Here is a 16,272-nt window from a genome sequence, read left to right as displayed (position 1 = left end):
TCGGGTACGGCCCCGGTCGGCTGCGCGAGGTCCGGGCGCGAGGCGCCCCGGGCCCGGATGCCGCCTGGGAAGAGCCCCGGGGGCGGGCCGTACCCGGCCAGTTCACCCGGTTGCCGAGGCCGCCGCATGCGGCGTGCACCCGTGCGGGTGATCGCCGGTCAGGCCTGGGAGGGGGCCGGCGCGGTCGGCCAGACGGCGCGGCGCAGCGTCCGGCTCGCGGTCGCGGGCAGCAGGGCGACCGCGAGCAGGGCGGTGATCCCGGCCAGCGCGACGGAGGGGGAGAAGTGGTCCAGCAGCAGGCCGCTGCCGAGCGTCCCGGCGGGCATGCCCGCGGTCAGCAGCGTCATGGTCGCCGCGATCACCCGGCCGCGGAGCTCGTCCGGCACCTGCCGGAAGACCAGCAGATCCAGCATCACCCGCAGGGACGGAAGGCCGAGCCCCACCACGAACAGCCCGGCGAACACGGTGACCGCCCCGCCCGGCAGCAGCGGTGCCAGCGGCACCGGCACGGTGGCCCACGCCACCACCAGCAGCAGGGCGCCGGGCCCGGCCATCCGGTGCAGCCGGGAGACCAGGACCGCTCCGGCCAGCGCCCCGACCGCCTCGCCGGCCAGCGCCAGGCCGATCCCGCCGCTGCCCGTGCCCTGCTCCCGCAGCAGCACCATCACCGGCAGCACCAGGGCGGCCCCGGCGAGGTTGACCACCAGCAGGACGCCCAGGACGGAGCGCAGCAGCGGGGAGGCGGCGAGCAGGCGGAACCCGGCCAGGGCGCCGCCGGACTCGGGCTGCGGCTCCGCCGTTCCGGGCTCGTGGTTCGGTCGCGCGTCGGCGGGCCGGCCGGGGAAGCGCACCACGAGCGCGGACACCAGCGCGAGCAGGGAGGTGAACGTGGTCCCGAGGAAGGGCACGGCGCCGCCGAGCCCGTACAGGAAACCGGCCAGCGGCGGACCGGCCAGCGCGGCCCCGTTCAGCCGGGCCTCGTCCTGGGCGAGTGCCTGCGCCAGCTGCTCCGGCGCGACCACCGAGCGCACCGCCAGCATCCGGACCGGGCCGCTGTACGCCATGGTCGCCCCGATGGCGGCGGCGACCAGCAGCAGGTGGGGCAAGGTGAGCCGGTCGAAGGCCATGGCCACCGGGACGCTCGTCGCTGCGAGCAGCCGGGCGGCGTCGGAGGTGATCAGCACCCGGCGGCGGTCGAGGCGGTCGGCGACGGCGCCGCCGTGGATGCCCAGCAGCAGGGTCGTGATCATCTGCACGGCGCCGAAGGCTCCGGCGGCGGTGGAGGAGCCGGTGAGCGCGAGGACCAGCAGGGGGAAGGCGGTGTCGCCGACCCGCATGCCGAGCGACGCGGCGGCCTGGCCGGCCCAGAGCGCCTGGAACCGCAGGTTCCGCCGCAGCGGGACGGGCGGTGCGGCGGTTTCCGCCTCCGCTTCCGCTGCCGTGTTCGCCGCCGTGATCGGCCGCGGCTCGTCGACCGTCGTCCTGTTCCCCGCCGCGCTGTTCCCCGCCATGCCCGCCCCATCGTTCGCGCTTTCGCCATCGTTCACGCTGTCGTGAATGATTGCGCGTCCGTGATTGGTTGCGCAAGAGTGATTGCTAACCGGAGCATGATTGCTCACTGGATCGTGATTGCTCACCGGAGCGTGATTGCGTGCGGCGCGGCCGATCTGCGAAGGTGTGCCCGTGGCCGAGCACGATCCGAGACCCGCCGACGGCGGCGAGCAGCCCGCCACCTGGGTCAAGGAACGCCAGGTGGCCGACGTCGCCGTCCTCAAGGCGCTGGCCGACCCGCTGCGGCTGGCCATCCTCGGCGCCCTGAAGTCCGCCGAGGACCGCCCGCAGACCGCCAAGGAGATCGCCGCCGCGCTCGGCGAGCCGCAGACCAAGCTCTACCGGCACATCAAGCAGCTGGAGAAGGCCGGGCTGATCATGGTGGCCGGCACCCGGCTCGTCTCCGGCATCGTCGAGAGCCGTTACACCGCCGCCCAGGAGTCGATCCGGCTCGCCCCGGAGATGTTCACCGCCGACTCACCGGCCCGCTCCGAGGCGTACGACGCCATCCTGGCCGCCATCGACCGGGTCCGCGGCGACTTCCGCGCCCAGGTCCTCGGCGGGCGGCTGGACTTCAGCTCGCCCCGGGACGGATCGGCCGGCCCGCCCGGCCTGTTCGCGCACTCGGTGCTGCGGCTCAGCCCGGACCGGCTGCTCCGGCTGCGGACCCAACTCGCCGACCTCCTCGACGAACTGAACGAGGAAGCGCCCAGCACGGCCGAGGACGCGATGGACGTGACGCTCTTCACCCTGCTCTACGGACTCCGGACGGGCACGGAATCATAAACTCCGGGCCGACTGTCGGTGCGGTGGGACACGATGTCCGACATGCCCTATGAACTCCAGGCGCTGATAGGAACATGTGAGCTGCTGGCGGTCGCGGCGGCGGAGGTCCCGGTGGCCCGGGTGGTGCCACTGGCGCAGGGGCTGGCCCTGATCCCGGTCACCCCCGCGGTGCTCTCCGCGCTCCAGTCCGACGGCGACACCCGCAAGGCCGCCGACGGGGCCGGCTTCGGCTGGCACCCGGAGGGCTTCGAGCTCCGGCTCGCCGCCTGGTCCAAGGCCGGCCCGATCGCCTGCGTCGAGGCCGACTACTTCGGCGGCAGCGGCACGCAGCGCGCCGCCGTCTGGGACGACGGCCGGATCACCCTCGGCCCGCTCACCAGCGGCGAGTTCGAGCCCTCCCCGCCCGAGGGCAGCCCGATCTCCCGCGCCCTGCGGCGGCTCGGCGCCCGCACCGAGGAGGGCCGGGTGGACGAGTTCGATTCCGTCGGCCTGTCCGCCCACCGCAGCACCGACGGCTGGGCCGCCGCCGACTGACCGGCCCACCCGCGGGAAGGGCCCCGCTCCCATCCCGGGAGCGGGGCCCTGCCGCACAACCCCCCAGGGGTCAGCGGTAGTTCACGTACTGGATCGCGAAGTCCAGGTCCTTGCCCTTGAGCAGTGCCTGGACGGTCTGCAGGTCGTCGCGGCTCTTCGAGCTGACCCGCAGCTCGTCACCCTGGACCTGCGCCTTGACGCCCTTCGGGCCCTCGTCGCGGATGATCTTCGCGACCTTCTTGGCATCCTCCGTGGAGATGCCCTCCTTGATGTCCGCGAAGATCTTGTACTCCTTGCCGGACAGCTGCGGCTCGCCGGCGTCCAGGGCCTTGAGCGACAGTCCGCGCTTGATGAACTTGCCCTGCAAGACGTCCAGGATGGCCTTCACGCGCTCCTCGCCGTTGGCCTTCATCTCGATCTTCTCGCCGGAGCGGCTGATCTCGCCGCCGACGCCCTTGAAGTCGAAACGGGTGGCGATCTCACGGGAGGTCTGGTTGATCGCGTTGTCGACCTCCTGCCACTCGACCTTCGAGACGATGTCGAAACTGGAGTCGGCCATGGGTGTTGGTCTCCTTGATGCTCTGGCTTCACTGACACGGCCCGCCCCACCGGGCGTCCGCCTCCCCAGCCTATCCAGCGCCACCCCGCCCCCGCCCCCGACAGCCACGCGGTACCCCTTGATCATCACGTGACCAATCGAGTGGCGAAGCACCCCCCGGCATCGGGTATCGTTTACGAAGTCGAACGGGGCGCAAGCCCCCGGAGGCGAACATCCTGGCTGGTTGCCCGAGCGGCCAAAGGGAGCAGACTGTAAATCTGTCGCGCAAGCTACGCAGGTTCGAACCCTGCACCAGCCACCGGATAGAAAAGCGGTCCCTGACCTGCGGAAACGTAGGTGAGGGACCGCTTTTTCGTTTCTTGAAGTGAGGGATCGAGCGGCGCCCGGTTTGGGTGGCTTGTCTCACTTTGCGCCACCTGAATCCCAGCGCTGACCAGGGCATACGGACCAGCTACGGACCAGGATCCGGGGCCGGCGGGGCCGGACGGTTCCGGTTGAGCCGCTTCGAGATCAGCTCGTTGGCGTACTCGACGGTGCCATGCAGGCACTTCGCGTAGACCCGGAGCATGACGGCGACGCTGTGCCCCGCCCGCCGGGCGACCTCGGTCGGGTCGACTCCGGAGTTCAGCCCGAGCGAGATCCCGGCGTGCCGCAGGTCGTACGGCCGCTTGCCGAGCTTCGTGGCACAGTCGGCCGGCGACAGCACCTCGGCGCGGGCCCGCTGCCAGACGACCCCGTACCCGCTCTCCTGCACCATCCCGCCCCGGGACGTCCGGAACAGCCGCCCGTCGGGCGCGGCGCCGAAGGCTGCGACGTGCTCCCGCAGGATCGCCACCAGCTCGGGCGGGATCGGAACGCGGCGGGTCGCCTTCTCGGCCCTGTGCTTCAGCCCGCGCTTGTCGTGCGAGGTCCCGTCGTCCGTCCAGGATGAGCCGACCCGCGGCCGGGTCTCGTCCAGGACGACGTAGCCCCACCCCTCGATCGGGAGGTGGCAGCGCGCGAGCGTGAGGAATACGGCCTCGGCCGGCCGTAGCCAGCCGTAGTAGAGGCAAGCGAAGAAGGCCCGGAGGTGGGCCCCGCGCTTCCCCTGGCGCCCGGCCGCCTCGATCAGCGCCGCGGCCTGGTCCTCGTTGACCACCACGCCGGGGTCGACCTCCTCCTCGGTCTCCGGCGGCTGCCACTGGACGGTCGGGAAGGGGTTGGCGGCCAGGTAGCCCTCCTCCACGGCGTAGCCGAAGAGGTGGCCGAGGATGCGGCGCTTGCGCAGGATGACCGACGGGGCGGCCTTCTTGCCGTCGAGCTTCACCGTGAGGGCATTCAGCAGGCGGCGCACCATCGGCGGCTCCTCGAAGGCGGAGACCGGCACGGACTGCTTCTGCACCCACGCCAGGGCCTTGGCCCAGTCCGCCGGCGGTTCCTCCTCCCACGCGTTCACGTTGAACGCCCAGCTGTAGAGCGCCCGGCGTACGAGCCGCTTGTCCGGCATGCCGGCCTTCGACTTCACCAGCTCGAACGTGACCGTGGCCAGCGCGTCCGCCCACGTCGTGCGGGTTTTGGCCGGAGCCCCCTCCCACCGGGCCCTGACGTACCGCCGGCCGAGCTCGTACCAGGTGATCTGCTTCTCCCTGCGGAGCTCGGAGAGCGGCAGGCCCCGGTCGACGTCGAACGGCTGCCCGTCGCGGAGGGCGGAGATCAGCTCGGACTTCCGGCCGTCGGCCGCGGTCTTGGTCAGGAAGGACTCGGAGAACTCCCGCCCCGCGACGGTCCAGCGGACCATCCAGGGGGCCCGCCGGTCCGGGCGGTGACGGTGGTCCCAGAACTTGACCTTGTAGGAGGTGGGCATCAGGCGGCCACCTCGCAGGCGGCGAGCCACGCGTCCAGGTCGGCCCGGTCGACCCGGACCTGGCCGTTCGGGAGCTTGATGAGGCGCGGCGCCTGGCCCCGGGCGCGCATCCGGTAGAAGGCGGCACGGGACATGCCGAGTTCGGCGAGCACGACGGGGAGCTTGAGCAGTTCGCGCTTGGGCATGGCGAAGTCTCCTGCTGTGGGTGCGGATTGATGGCTGCGGCGCGCGTTGCGGGCCCTCTCGCGGGCGGACGCGGAGGGCGGAGAGCGTCAGGGATGTCAGGGGAACTCGCTGACCTGCAGATATGACCCCTGCCGGGGCGTCAGGGGTTGTCAGGGCTGTCAGGGGATAACCGGGATCCCCTGACAGCCCTGACGGTCCCTGACAGGCCGCCTGGTGGTGATTGGGCTGGTCAGGGCTTTGCCCTGACATCCCTGACGGTTACGTAGTCGCGTCTGCGGCCGTGGGGGTGCTCACGGCCGGGTGGACGCGGTAGGTGACGGCCTGGGGCCGGCCGCGCTGACCGCTGGCGGTGGGCTGGTCGGTGCGGAGCCAGCCGTGCTGTTCGAGCAGGTGCAGGGCGGGTTCGACGTCGGCGACCTTCTTGAACCGCCGGGATGACGCGACGGCGTCGTGGGCCTTGATATGGGTGCGGTGGGTGCCGTCCTTCTTCGGCCGCTGGAGCCACTGGAGGAGGGCGTGGGCGTCCTCGGTGGCGGGGTCGGCGGCGATGAGGTCGAAGACCGCGAGGGTGTGGGCGGTGTAGTAGTCCGCGATCTCGGCGGCGCGGTCGACGGTGGCGGCCTCCAGGCCGGCACGCCAGGCGTTGATGTCCCGGTCGGAGGCGATGTGGTCGGCGAGGTGGAGCAGGACGGCGATCCGGGCGATGTGGCCGACGAGCTTGCCGGCCCAGTCCTTGATGTGGGCGAGCGGCTGGTCGGGGCGGAGCTGGACCTCGACGCGTTCCTGAAGGCGCTCGATGGCGAGGTCGGCGGCCTGGTCCATGAGCACGGTGACCGGGTCGGTGAGGTCGGTCATGGCGTGGAGCAGGCGGGTCAGGTTGCGGTCGTAGGCGTTCGCGACCTTCTCGGGGATCGGCGCGGTACGGACCTTGCGGTAGCCGAGGTTGGAGGGCGGCAGGGAGTAGAGGAAGCGGGCGAGCAGGCCCCGGTCGCGGGCTCCGGGGGCGGTGCCGAGTTCCTGGAGGACGGCGGGCTGCGGGGTCACGCCGATGGTCAGGGCGGGCTTGTCGACGGTGGTCTGCTCGCGGGTGATGCGGTCGACCTGGAGACGCTCGCCCTTGTGGGCCTGGAGGAACACGCCCAGGTTCGGCTTGCTGCTGTAGCGGCCGACCATGCTGTCGAACAGGTCGCCCTCCGGGGAGAGGGCGGCCAGGCACCGGTGCACGGCGAGCTGGCTGGTGACGGTCTCCGGGGTGATGTCCCCGGACAGGGTCAACCGCGGGCTCGGCGGGACGGTGATCTCCTCGGCGAGCATCTTCGCGGCGGAGATCTCCGCGACGAGCCGGGTGCGGTCCAGGTCGGGGTTCTTGCGGGCCTTGGCCATCAGGGCGTCGACCTCCGCCAGCGCGGCGTCCTTGGCGGTCTCGGCCTCGATGATCACCGCCCTGGCGCCGGCCTGGAGCTCCGCCTCGACCTTGTAGACCGGGCCCATCGTGAACGCGAACACGTCGGATTTGCGGCTGGCCGGGGGCATCGCGCAGGTCAGGTAGAGGTTGGACTGCTCGCGCCAGCCGGGCCGGATCTCCACGTTCACCCGGCCGCCGGCGGCGGTCGACAGGGCGGCGAGGGCCATGGTGGCGGCGGCATCGGGCGGGGTCTGGGTGAACTCGGCGACCGCGGCGACGTAGGCGCCGACCCATCCGGGCAGGGCCTGGACGGGGAAGGTCGGCAGGGCGCCGTGGGAGCCGAGCGGAACGGGGTCGAGCCAGGTGTCTCCGGCGGCGAGGTCGGCGAGCATGGAGAGGGCGGCGGTGCGAACGGCGTCGAGGTCGGCCTGGTCCTCGCCGGCCATGGCCATGTTGGCGAGGCGGCTGGTGGCGGTGCCGATGCGGCGGCGCTCGGCGGCGAGGCGCACGATCTCGGCGTAGTAGTCGCCGTTGGCGGCGGTCGGGGTCGCTTCGACGCAGGCGTGCAGGTAGCCGGGCCCGCCGATGCGGCCCAGGTCGCCCTGGGCGCGCAGGACGCCGGCCAGCAGCATCGGGTCGACCGGCCGCTCACCGCCGGCCATGCGGGTGATGGCGCGCCAGATCGTCTCGTGCGCGGGGTGGTAGAACGCGCTCGGGTCGCCGAGTTGGGCGGCGAGCGCGGGGATCTGGGCGGGGTCGAGCAGGGCGGCGCCGATGACGGCCTGCTCGGCGGCCCTCACGTCGGCGGGCTCCGGCCGGAACGGGATCACGTTCAAGGAGTTCTCGGTCACCGCTCCTCCTCGTCGGGGAGCTGGTGGTGGTCGAGCCAGGCGAACGCGGAGGTGGTCTGGGCGCGGTAGTAGACCTCGATGGCCGCGCCCGGGACGCTGCCGACGTGGACGCGCGGGTCGACGAGGCTGGCGTACAGGCGGGTGCCGTGGTGCACGCAGGCCTTGGCGGCGTCGCCGTGCCGGTCGAGGACGGTCACGGCGTCACGCGGGCCCTCGCAGGGGCTGGCGTCGCCGAGGTGGGCGGCCTCGCAGCGGGGCTGCGGCGAGGTGGTGTTTCCGGGCATGCTGGAGTCCTCTGGTCTCTGAAGAGGGGTCGGATTGGCCCCGCAGCAACCGGCTGTCACCCGGCAAGGTCGACGGTTGCTGCGGGGCTTCGTGCTGTGTCGGTCAGTCGTCCTCGGGACCGCAGAGGCAGTCCTCGGGAGCGGCGCCCTGGCCGATCTGGCAGGCGCAGTAGATGAGTCCGAGCGGCGTTTCGATGGGCCCGCCGCCGGTGCAGTGGTCGCACTCACCCGGCGCCCAGTCGGCGGCGTCGAACTCGTCGTAGTCGTCGTACACGGTGATGCCTTTCAGTAGGCAGCCCGGCGCGGCGGCCGTCGCGGGGCCGCAGCGCCGGGTTGCTGAGGGGGTGTCGATTGGCGCGGTAGGGCGGTAGGTAGGGGGCCGGTAGGGAGGGCGGTAGGCGTGCGCTGACCTGCGGTTCCTACCGCTCTACCGCCGTCCAGAGGAGATGTCAGGAGGGGACGGGGGAGAGGGGTTCAGGCGGCCTTCTGGACGACCACCGGGACGGTGCCCGGGGCGGCCTCGGGGAGGGCATCCAGCGGCACCGCGAGGCGGTTGCGCTGGCGCCCGTTGAAGGTGAGCTTCTTGCCCTCGACCAGGGCCACCCCCAAGCCCTCCAGGTGGGCCCTCAGGTCGGGGACCTTCCAGCCGCCGAAGAGGCCCCTCGCCTGGCCCTCCTCCAGGACGTGGGAGAGGTGGGCGGCGGTGCCCTGGTCGGACATCGCGGCGACGTACCGCACGAGGGCGTACAGGTCGGCGTCGGCGGGGGCGTCCTGGAGCTCGTCGTCCTGGTCGTCGGAGTCGTCCGGCTCGGCCTTGGTGGAGGCCTCTTCCTGGTCCCCGGCCTTGGCCTTGGCCGCCTTCTCCTTCGCGGCCTGGTCGGCCTTCGCCAGTTCGGCGGCGGCTTTGGTGTTGCCGACCACGACCGCCACGACCACCCACAGGACGAGGAAGACGGTGACGGCGGGCGGCGCGTACCGGGCGACTGGCCGGGCCAGGACAGGGGAGAAGAAGAGGCCAAGGGCGAGTGCTCCCCCGACCTGCTGGCGGGTGATCGAGACCTTCTCGGCGTGGGGACGGACGGCCCGGATGATCAGCCTGTTGCCTAGGCCGAACGCGGTGACCGACACGCCTTCGAGATAGCGGTGAAGCTTCATCAGGCACCGACCAGGCCCTTGAGGACCGAGCCGATCACGGTGAGCGGCAGGGCCCAGATCCCGCCGGCGGCGGCGTAGACGGACGGCACGGTGGCGCCGAGGATGCTGTCCTTCCACGGGCCGGGCTTGGTGCCGAACAGGGCGAGGGTCAGGATCGCGGCGACCGCGCCGGCGCCGACGTTGCCGAACGCCTGGCTCTGTGAGGTGAAGGCGTGGGTGAGGGCGTCGCCGACCGTGCCCGGTGCGCTGAAGGCCTGTCCGGCACCGGCCGCGAAGATCCCGAAGACGATCATGAGCCAGGCGGTGTGCTCGTCCTTGTGCTTCTTGGCGAGCTTGCCCTGCTTCTCGGCCTTGCGGCTGCCGAGGATGATCCACACGGCGATGGCCAGGCAGAGGCCGCCGGAGCCGAACGAGCCGAGCAGCTGGGTGTCCATGGCGATCTCCTGACGGTCAGTGGTGGGAGCTGGAGAGGAGGGTGATCAACGGGGCCAGGCCGAGGGCGCCGACCAGGGCGGAGGCGAGCGGCACCCGGACGAGGACCAGGACGGTGAGGGCACCGGGGCCGCGGACCTCGGACACCCGGACGTGGCCCCACCGGCGCATGCGCAGGTCGAGGACCCAGGCGCCGGCCGCGGCGAACGCGGCGACGGTGAGGGGCAGGTGGGCGGCCAGCTGGACGGCGCCGACGTTGAAGCCGACCACGGCGGAGGCGGTGGTGAGGATGCACCAGCGGCGGAAGCGGCGGGCGCGCTCGGACTGGGGTTGGCGCCACAGCACCGAGGCCTTGTGGCGCTGGGCCAGCCGCTCGGACCGGTGCCGGGCCTTGCGCTGCTCGGGGGTCTCCCCCTGTCGCTGGTACCAGTCCTCGCGCTCGTTGCGGATTCGCTCGGCCCGCTCTTCCGGCGTCTCGCTGATCAGCAGCCCGAGGCGGTTCACCACGCTGTCCATGTCGTAGGAGGGGGCGGGCGGCGGGACGAGCTGCTGCGGGTCGGCGGGGCCGGCCTCGTCGACCAGGTCCTCGTCGGCCTGGTCCTCGCCGACGTCGTCGGGGGCGGTTTTGCGGAGGTCGACGGGCTCGGCCTCGGGCTCGGGAGCGGTGCGCTGGCTCCACGGACCGCTCTTGCGCCACCACTCGACAACGGGCTCGGGTTCGGCGTCGGGCATGCCGACGGTCGGCGGCTGGGTCGGGGGCGGGGGAACGGTCACCGGTACCACCCCCGGCGGGCCAGCTCGCGCAGGGCCCACAGGCCGATCCCGGCGTCGACCAGGATCAGCAGCAGAACCAGGTAGATCATGGTCTGCCTCCATTGGCAGGTAGCGGGCCCGGCCGTAGCCGGGCCCGACGGCGGGTCAGGAGGAGAGCCACCAGCGGCGGGGGATCGGCCCGGGGCCGGGGGTGGTGCTGCGGTTCTCGGGGCGGGCGTTGATCGCCGCGTGGCCAGCCCGGTCCGCCTCGCGGACGGCCTTCGCCCTGCGCTGCTGGCGGGACTGGGGCTGGGCGGGCGGCTTCTTGCCGAGGCCGAACATCAGGCGCCCTCCCCGATCCGGCCGACAAGGACGAACGGCTCGCCGTCCAGCTCGCAGAGCGCGCGGAACTCGGCGGGGCGCTCGCCGTCGGCGGAGGCGTCGGAGACCGTCAGGCGGCGGCACCAGGTCTCGCGGAGCAGGCCGGCGACCTCATCGATCGTCAGCGGCTCGGCGAGCCGGTAGGCGAGGCCGCCGTGGTCGAGACGGGCGGTGCCCAGGCCGGGCACCTGCTTGAACGTGTTCACCGGACACCACCCTTCGCGCCGAGGAGGCGGGTGAACAGGCGGTCGGCGGCGCCGGCTGCCTGAGCGCGGTCCGCTTCGGTGATGGGCGGGATGGGGGGGGGAGAGATGTCCTCGCGGCGGACGCTCAGGCGGCGCTCGGCGGGTTGTTGCGCTCGGTGTCGACGTGGCGGCGCAAGCGCACGGCGTAGTCGTTGCGGCAGCCGAGGACGTCGCGGACCTTCTTGGTGCTGAGCTCCTCGCCGCGCGCGGCGAGGTCGTCGGCCAGGACGCGAATCCGGGCGATGTCGGCCGGGTCGAGGGGGCGTTCCCCGCTAGTCGCGGAAGCGTTCCCGATCGCCTTGTCCGGGCGGCCCGCCTTGGGCGCCTCGGAATCGGGTGCGGGCACGTACGACCCCGTTCCGTAAAGGGCTTCCAGGCTTTCGACCGTGATCGGGGAAGCGTTCCGCAACTCGTCGGGAACGGTGTCGAGGTAGACACCGTCGGACGGCCCGGAGGGCAGCGGAAGGGTGAGGGCGGGGAACGGGTCGTCGGGCATCCCCGGCCACAGATCTGCTGGCGCCGGGAGGACGCTCAGCTCCGCCACCCGGGCGCGGGCGTTGAGCCGCTGGGCCAGCAGATCGGCGGTCAGGCCGGGGACGGTGACGCCGTGGACGTACTCCCACGCGATCCGCCACGCCTCGTCGGCCGGCAGCGCGCCGAACGGGGCGGCGGACAGCAGGCGGTCGGCGACCTCCCGGACCTCGGGGTGGTGCGCGGAGCGGCGGCGGGCGTGCTCCGCCTGCTCCTTAGCCCGCTTCTTCTCGGCGGTGGTCGGGCCGCGGCCGCCGTGGGTCTGGAGGTCGGTCAGCCAGACGGCGCCGATGCTGGACAGGGCCAGCACGAACGCGACCCAGTGGTGGTGCGGGTACTGCTGCCAGCCGTGGGCGAAGTTGATGCCCCCGGCGACCAGGCCGGCCGCCCACGCGCCGAGTCGGTAGGTGCGGGTGGACCGCTCACCCTCGGCCTGTGCGCCCATGGCGACAAGCGCCCACGCGCCGCCCTCCAGCATGGCGGCCAGCAGCACCGCGAGCAGCAGGTACACCTTCGCGTGGTCAAGGGCAGCGACCTGGGAGACCACGGCCGGCACGATCGAGCAGGCCTGCACGAAGCGGACGAACGCCCCCGCCGGGTTGCCCGTCACCCACCCGGTCACCCGGCCAAGACGCGCGGCCCGCGCCGCCCGGCGGCGGTCCCGTGCCTCCTCGGCGGCGCGCTGATCGGCCTCCCGCCGCTGACGGGCCGCCTCGGCGTCCAGCCGGTTCTGCTCGCGCTCGTCCCGGCGGTCCGCTCGGGCGTCGGCGCGGTCGGCCTGACGGTCGGCCCGCCGCTCGGCGCGGTAGTCGCCCAGCCCGCTCATGCGGCCACCAGCTCGAAGCTGGCGGTGCGACGGGCGATCACCGGGAACCGCAGCGGTACCGGCGCCATCCTCATCTGCTGCTCTGCGTAGGCGGCCAGCTCCGGGTCCTCCCGGCGCAGGTCCGCCAGCACCGCGTACGCCACGTCCAACCGGGCCTGACGCTCGACCGGCGACTCGCTGGCCACGCCAGCGAACAGCTCCTGGTCCACGCCCAACGCCAGCTCCGCGAACTCCTGGGTGCCCAGGGCGTGTTGACCTGCAACAATCGACTTCACGGGTCTACCTCTTCCAGTGGTGGGAGGTGGGCCCCAGGGGCTGCCGCGCGCCCGGCCAAGGAAAGCGCGGCGGCCCCGAAACCAGGGCCAGCTACTCGTCATGTCACGAGCAGCCATGACCCCCGATCCGCCGCAGGCGGCGCGGATCGGGGACCAAAGACACTCGTTCGCTGAGACCGCGCCGGTCCGGCGCCGAGGAGTTCGGCGGTGAACTGGCGGGGGGTGCGTCTTTCAAGGCAGACGCGGACCTCTCGGTCCATGCCATCCGACTGACAAGGCGCGGTGACCTCGGCCCGATCTGTCCCGGGCCCCTTCGCCTATCCCCATAGGCGCATTTGTCCAGCTCAGAGCAGCCCAAAGAAGGCCCCTCTGTGTCGCCCCTGTCTCACTCGGTGCGGCACTCACAACATAGACAACCTGCTTAGGCAGGTCAAGAGGGTTGGGTTTCTCGCGCCTGTTGGGCACCTCCCCTAGCATTGGCCCATGGCCCTAGACCCGGATGACTCTCGCCCCCCGTATCAGCAGGTCGGCAGCTCTCTGCGGGCGTCGATCCTCACGAAGAAGCCGGGCTTCGAGACCGGCGACAAGCTCCCCTCCGGCCCCGAGCTGGCGAAGCACTTCGGCGTGGCGCGCGGCACGGTGGACAAGGCGCTCGACCTGCTCCGCACCGAGGGGCTGATCGTGACCAGGCAGGGGAGCGGCTCGTTCGTGCGGGAGCGCACCTCCCGGCCGGTCGGGCTGCGGCCTCACCTCGAAGCAGCCTTCGAGCAGCAGCAGGTGACCCTCGACTTCGCCGGCTTCTCCAGCGAGACGCTGCACAACGCGCTGCAGGAGCCGCTCGACAAGGTCCGCTCCGGCCGGCTGGCGCCGGAATCCATCACGGTCCGCCTGCTGCTGCCGGACACCACGGCGCCCATGGCCGTGCCGGTCCTGGTCGACGGGCTCCAGGACGAGGCCGCCCTCCGGGAGCGCGCCCGCAACATCGCCCTGACGAACGCCGGCGGCATCGCGCACTCGGTGGAGATGCTGGCCGAGCTGGGCCTGGTCCAGAAGGCGAGCGTCCAGGTCAAGGTGCACCGGGCGTCCAGCCTGTTCAAGCTGTACATCCTGAACCGGTCGGAGGCCTTCTTCGGCTTCTACCCGCTCCGCGAGCGCACCGTGGCGATCGACGACACCGCCCACACCTTCTACGACGTGACCGGCAAGGACACCACTCTGTTCCACCACGCCGCCGGCCCGGACGACGCCTCGCTCGGGTCGCAGTACGTCCAGCAGGCCCAGATGTGGTTCGACAGCGTGTGGAGCACGATCGCCTACGAGCGCCAGCCATGACCGCCACCGCTCAGCAACTCGCCGACGTGCTGCGGCCGGTGAAGCACGTGCTCCTCGACTTCGACGGCCCGGTGTGCTCGGTCTTCGCCGGCCTTCCCGCTCCGGAAGTCGCACGCCGACTCCGCGAGGGCCTGCTCGCCGCGGGCGAGCAGGCCCCGGCCGGGGCGGAGGAGGAGAGCGACCCGCTCGCCCTGCTCCGCCTGGTCGCGGATGCCCGGCCCGATCTCACGGAGAGCACGGACGCCGCGCTGGCCGCGCTGGAGACAGAAGCCGTCCGGGTCGGCCGCCCGACCCCGGGAGGAGAATCGGTTCTGCGTGCTGCTGCCCGCTCCGGTCGGCTGGTCTCCGTGGTCAGCAACAACGCGGGTGTGGCCATCGAGGCCTACCTCACCGAGCACGGCCTCAACGACTATGTGGCCGGGGTCTTCGGGCGCGCCCCGGGTGATCCCTCCTCCATGAAGCCGAACCCGCGCCTCCTGCTCGAAGCGATGGAAGTCGCGGGCGCCGGACCAGGGCACTGCATCTTCATCGGCGACGCAGCCCGCGACGTCGAGGCCGGGGGAGCGGCCAACATCCCCACGATCGGCTACGCCAACAAGCCGGGGAAGGACGCCAAGCTGGCCGCCGCCGGTGCGGTGGTGGTCGTGGACTCGATGCAGCTCATCGCTGATGCCATGGTTTGGGCGATGAGTTAGATATTGGCCCGAAACAGATCGATATCAAGCACCGCGCGCCGAATTGCGCGAAGATCTTGAGTCGGAACATCAACGTACGTGGGTTCTTCCCATTCGGGCCCGATGGGGAGAACTCCCTGCGGCGCCAGACGGGTTTGCATGAGATCGACATAGGCGCCGTAGTCAATGACGTATACGTCGTAGCGTTCTCCCGGCTCGTCCTGCGCGGAATATCCTCGCCTTAGAACGTGAATAACTCGCGCATCAAACAAGGAGAGAAGGAGTAGATTGTCAACCTGTCGCTGATTGACAAGAAAGCCACGGGCCTTCCTCTCTCGGATCACCTTATCGATGATCCAGTTGAGAAGGCGGCCAGCTTCTTCGCGGCTGCGAAGGGCGGCTTCTTTGTCTGCCTGGAACCAACTCCGGGCGGCGCCGCGCACATCATGCACTGAAATCTTTTTCTGTGCGGCCGTGAGGGCGGACCGACCTGCGATATTGATCGCATCCCGGGGGACGCCTTCGGCGGCGCGGACCAGGTCATCGAAGGCTCGAATATCAGTAAACCCGTGGCGGACTACGTCCTGATTCGTCGAAAGCCCTAGGTGGGACCCCGTGCCGTCGAGCGAGAGGTGGTTGAAAAAGAGTGTCTTGAAGAAGTCGCGAGACTTCTCCTTATTCTGCTCAAAGACCATGAAGTCGTCGAGGCTGATGTTTGCCGCAATGTCCGCACCTAGTTCCAAGCCGATCAGCGTGCCTGTCGGAAGCTCGGTTCGGAAGTTAGTCTGCTGCTCGATTGCGGCAATCTTGACCGTAAAAGATGTCAGCGGGAGCACGCAGCGAACGAGAAACTCGCCAAGGTAGGGCTGAACGTCTGGGGGAACACTGCTCCATTCATCTAGAAGTAGCCAAATGCGCGACCCAGTAATGCTGTTGGAGATATCGCGAAGCGCTCGCGATATGACCCCGAAGTTGAGTGAAATTGATTCGGATCCTCGACGGGTTTCCTTGCGGGCTTCCCTTTCCTCGTCCCCTGCGTCCGCAGTAGCAGTTGCTTCCACGGACTTGAATCCGAGCTTCACGCCGATGCTCGACTTTGAGCTCTTCTTGGTCTCGCCCTCGGTGGATACCTCTACCTCGCCAGAGACACGTACAGACGAGATGGAGTCGGCCAGATTATTAAGCCTAGTAATTATCAGATCGTCGATTACTAGATCCGCGTCGTTCAGGACGGCTTCAAGTAGAGATGAATGGAGATTTGCCAATAGATCGACAAGGAGTCGGGAGGCTCGTTCGGTCGGCTTTGTGGGCTCGGTTCCGAATAGCCCGTCGGGCGATCCAATGGTTCTCAGGTCGAAATAGAACGGCAGGTCGCCGTTTTCTTTTACGACTGTTTCGAGGTAGCGGAAGGCATGGGTCTTCCCGGTGCCTCGGCGTCCGTAGAGGATTTGATGGTCGACTGAGCTAAGTACGACCGCGACACCTGAGTCGACGAAAGTTTCCCTCAGCTGCTCAGTCTGGCGGGACTCGGCGCGCTTTGGGACGAGATTCATAGCCTTGTTGATAGGCGATAGACCGGTAGCCACGTGGTTACGCTACCCGATCGCCATGCGTCGTGTCAGGAGTCGAAGAGATTGGTACTTGGAGGGTCAGTTGTGCGGCACAAGGG

At 70.6% G+C, this 16,272-nt stretch carries 19 protein-coding genes and 1 tRNA gene; 5 read left to right on the top strand and 15 right to left on the bottom strand.

All coding sequences use genetic code 11. From position 1 onward, the window contains the following. Nucleotides 1-158 precede the first annotated feature (158 nt). Nucleotides 159-1,511: an MFS transporter gene (locus P3T27_RS06845; protein ID WP_280675294.1), complete on the bottom strand. Its 1,353-nt coding sequence runs from the start codon at nt 1,509-1,511 to the stop codon at nt 159-161. A gap of 172 nt (nt 1,512-1,683) precedes the next feature. Here P3T27_RS06845 and P3T27_RS06840 point away from each other — a divergent pair, with 172 nt between their 5' ends. Further along, nucleotides 1,684-2,337, top strand: a complete 654-nt coding sequence (locus P3T27_RS06840) for a helix-turn-helix domain-containing protein (protein WP_280675292.1) — start codon at nt 1,684-1,686, stop codon at nt 2,335-2,337. A 42-nt stretch (nt 2,338-2,379) separates the two neighbouring features. Further along, a complete protein-coding gene (locus tag P3T27_RS06835; RefSeq protein ID WP_280675290.1) occupies nt 2,380-2,871 on the top strand; it encodes a hypothetical protein in 492 nt (163 codons plus the stop codon). A gap of 70 nt (nt 2,872-2,941) precedes the next feature. Here the strand turns inward: P3T27_RS06835 and P3T27_RS06830 are convergent, their stop codons facing one another. Then, nucleotides 2,942-3,430: a YajQ family cyclic di-GMP-binding protein gene (locus P3T27_RS06830; RefSeq protein ID WP_063348915.1), complete on the bottom strand. Its 489-nt coding sequence runs from the start codon at nt 3,428-3,430 to the stop codon at nt 2,942-2,944. Nucleotides 3,431-3,647: 217 nt separating this feature from the next. Between P3T27_RS06830 and P3T27_RS06825 the strand changes: the two genes are divergently transcribed. Beyond that, nucleotides 3,648-3,728: transfer RNA gene (locus P3T27_RS06825), tRNA-Tyr, on the top strand. A 153-nt stretch (nt 3,729-3,881) separates the two neighbouring features. On the opposite strand, the gene P3T27_RS06820 is transcribed toward P3T27_RS06825, so the two are convergent. The 12 genes from P3T27_RS06820 to P3T27_RS06765 all read right to left on the bottom strand — a co-directional run bounded on the left by P3T27_RS06820 (nt 3,882) and on the right by P3T27_RS06765 (nt 12,597). Continuing rightward, nucleotides 3,882-5,273, bottom strand: a complete 1,392-nt coding sequence (locus P3T27_RS06820) for a site-specific integrase (RefSeq protein ID WP_280675286.1) — start codon at nt 5,271-5,273, stop codon at nt 3,882-3,884. Continuing rightward, entirely contained in the window at nt 5,273-5,458 is a 186-nt protein-coding gene (locus P3T27_RS06815; RefSeq protein WP_280675284.1) for a helix-turn-helix domain-containing protein, read from the bottom strand. Before P3T27_RS06815 ends, P3T27_RS06820 begins: the two co-directional genes overlap by 1 nt. A 259-nt stretch (nt 5,459-5,717) precedes the next feature. Next, a complete protein-coding gene (locus P3T27_RS06810; protein WP_280675282.1) occupies nt 5,718-7,715 on the bottom strand; it encodes a DUF3987 domain-containing protein in 1,998 nt (665 codons plus the stop codon). Beyond that, entirely contained in the window at nt 7,712-7,999 is a 288-nt protein-coding gene (locus P3T27_RS06805) for a hypothetical protein (RefSeq protein ID WP_280675280.1), read from the bottom strand. Before P3T27_RS06805 ends, P3T27_RS06810 begins: the two co-directional genes overlap by 4 nt. Nucleotides 8,000-8,102: 103 nt before the next feature. Further along, complete coding sequence (locus tag P3T27_RS06800; protein WP_280675278.1) at nt 8,103-8,273, bottom strand: hypothetical protein; 171 nt, start codon at nt 8,271-8,273, stop codon at nt 8,103-8,105. 200 nt (nt 8,274-8,473) lie between these two features. After that, complete coding sequence (locus P3T27_RS06795) at nt 8,474-9,154, bottom strand: hypothetical protein (RefSeq protein ID WP_280675276.1); 681 nt, start codon at nt 9,152-9,154, stop codon at nt 8,474-8,476. Continuing rightward, nucleotides 9,154-9,588: a hypothetical protein gene (locus P3T27_RS06790; protein ID WP_280675274.1), complete on the bottom strand. Its 435-nt coding sequence runs from the start codon at nt 9,586-9,588 to the stop codon at nt 9,154-9,156. Before P3T27_RS06790 ends, P3T27_RS06795 begins: the two co-directional genes overlap by 1 nt. Nucleotides 9,589-9,604: 16 nt before the next feature. Beyond that, nucleotides 9,605-10,360 (bottom strand): hypothetical protein, encoded by a 756-nt coding sequence (locus P3T27_RS06785; protein WP_280675272.1) that lies wholly within the window; start codon nt 10,358-10,360, stop codon nt 9,605-9,607. A gap of 144 nt (nt 10,361-10,504) precedes the next feature. Next, a complete protein-coding gene (locus P3T27_RS06780; protein ID WP_280675270.1) occupies nt 10,505-10,681 on the bottom strand; it encodes a hypothetical protein in 177 nt (58 codons plus the stop codon). Next, nucleotides 10,681-10,926 (bottom strand): hypothetical protein, encoded by a 246-nt coding sequence (locus P3T27_RS06775; RefSeq protein WP_280675268.1) that lies wholly within the window; start codon nt 10,924-10,926, stop codon nt 10,681-10,683. The genes P3T27_RS06780 and P3T27_RS06775 overlap by 1 nt, the downstream gene beginning before the upstream one ends. 124 nt (nt 10,927-11,050) lie before the next feature. Further along, the gene (locus P3T27_RS06770) at nt 11,051-12,322 is read right to left on the bottom strand and encodes a hypothetical protein (RefSeq protein WP_280675266.1); all 1,272 of its coding nucleotides are present in this window, start codon (nt 12,320-12,322) and stop codon (nt 11,051-11,053) included. Then, the gene (locus P3T27_RS06765) at nt 12,319-12,597 is read right to left on the bottom strand and encodes a hypothetical protein (RefSeq protein WP_280675264.1); all 279 of its coding nucleotides are present in this window, start codon (nt 12,595-12,597) and stop codon (nt 12,319-12,321) included. The genes P3T27_RS06770 and P3T27_RS06765 overlap by 4 nt, the downstream gene beginning before the upstream one ends. Before the next feature lie 483 nt (nt 12,598-13,080). Here P3T27_RS06765 and P3T27_RS06760 point away from each other — a divergent pair, with 483 nt between their 5' ends. Both P3T27_RS06760 and P3T27_RS06755 read left to right on the top strand, forming a co-directional pair. Then, entirely contained in the window at nt 13,081-13,929 is an 849-nt protein-coding gene (locus P3T27_RS06760) for a GntR family transcriptional regulator (protein WP_280675262.1), read from the top strand. Beyond that, a complete protein-coding gene (locus P3T27_RS06755) occupies nt 13,926-14,624 on the top strand; it encodes an HAD-IA family hydrolase (protein WP_280675260.1) in 699 nt (232 codons plus the stop codon). The genes P3T27_RS06760 and P3T27_RS06755 overlap by 4 nt, the downstream gene beginning before the upstream one ends. On the opposite strand, the gene P3T27_RS06750 is transcribed toward P3T27_RS06755, so the two are convergent. After that, nucleotides 14,621-16,156, bottom strand: a complete 1,536-nt coding sequence (locus tag P3T27_RS06750) for a hypothetical protein (protein ID WP_280675258.1) — start codon at nt 16,154-16,156, stop codon at nt 14,621-14,623. The two genes, P3T27_RS06755 and P3T27_RS06750, sit on opposite strands and share 4 nt — an antisense overlap. Nucleotides 16,157-16,272: the final 116 nt, after the last annotated feature.

It is taken from the genome of Kitasatospora sp. MAA19, assembly GCF_029894125.1.
Taxonomy (GTDB): Bacteria; Actinomycetota; Actinomycetes; order Streptomycetales; family Streptomycetaceae; genus Kitasatospora.
The sequence above is the reverse complement of the archived record's forward strand: the minus strand, read 5'-3'. Positions and strand labels throughout refer to the sequence as shown.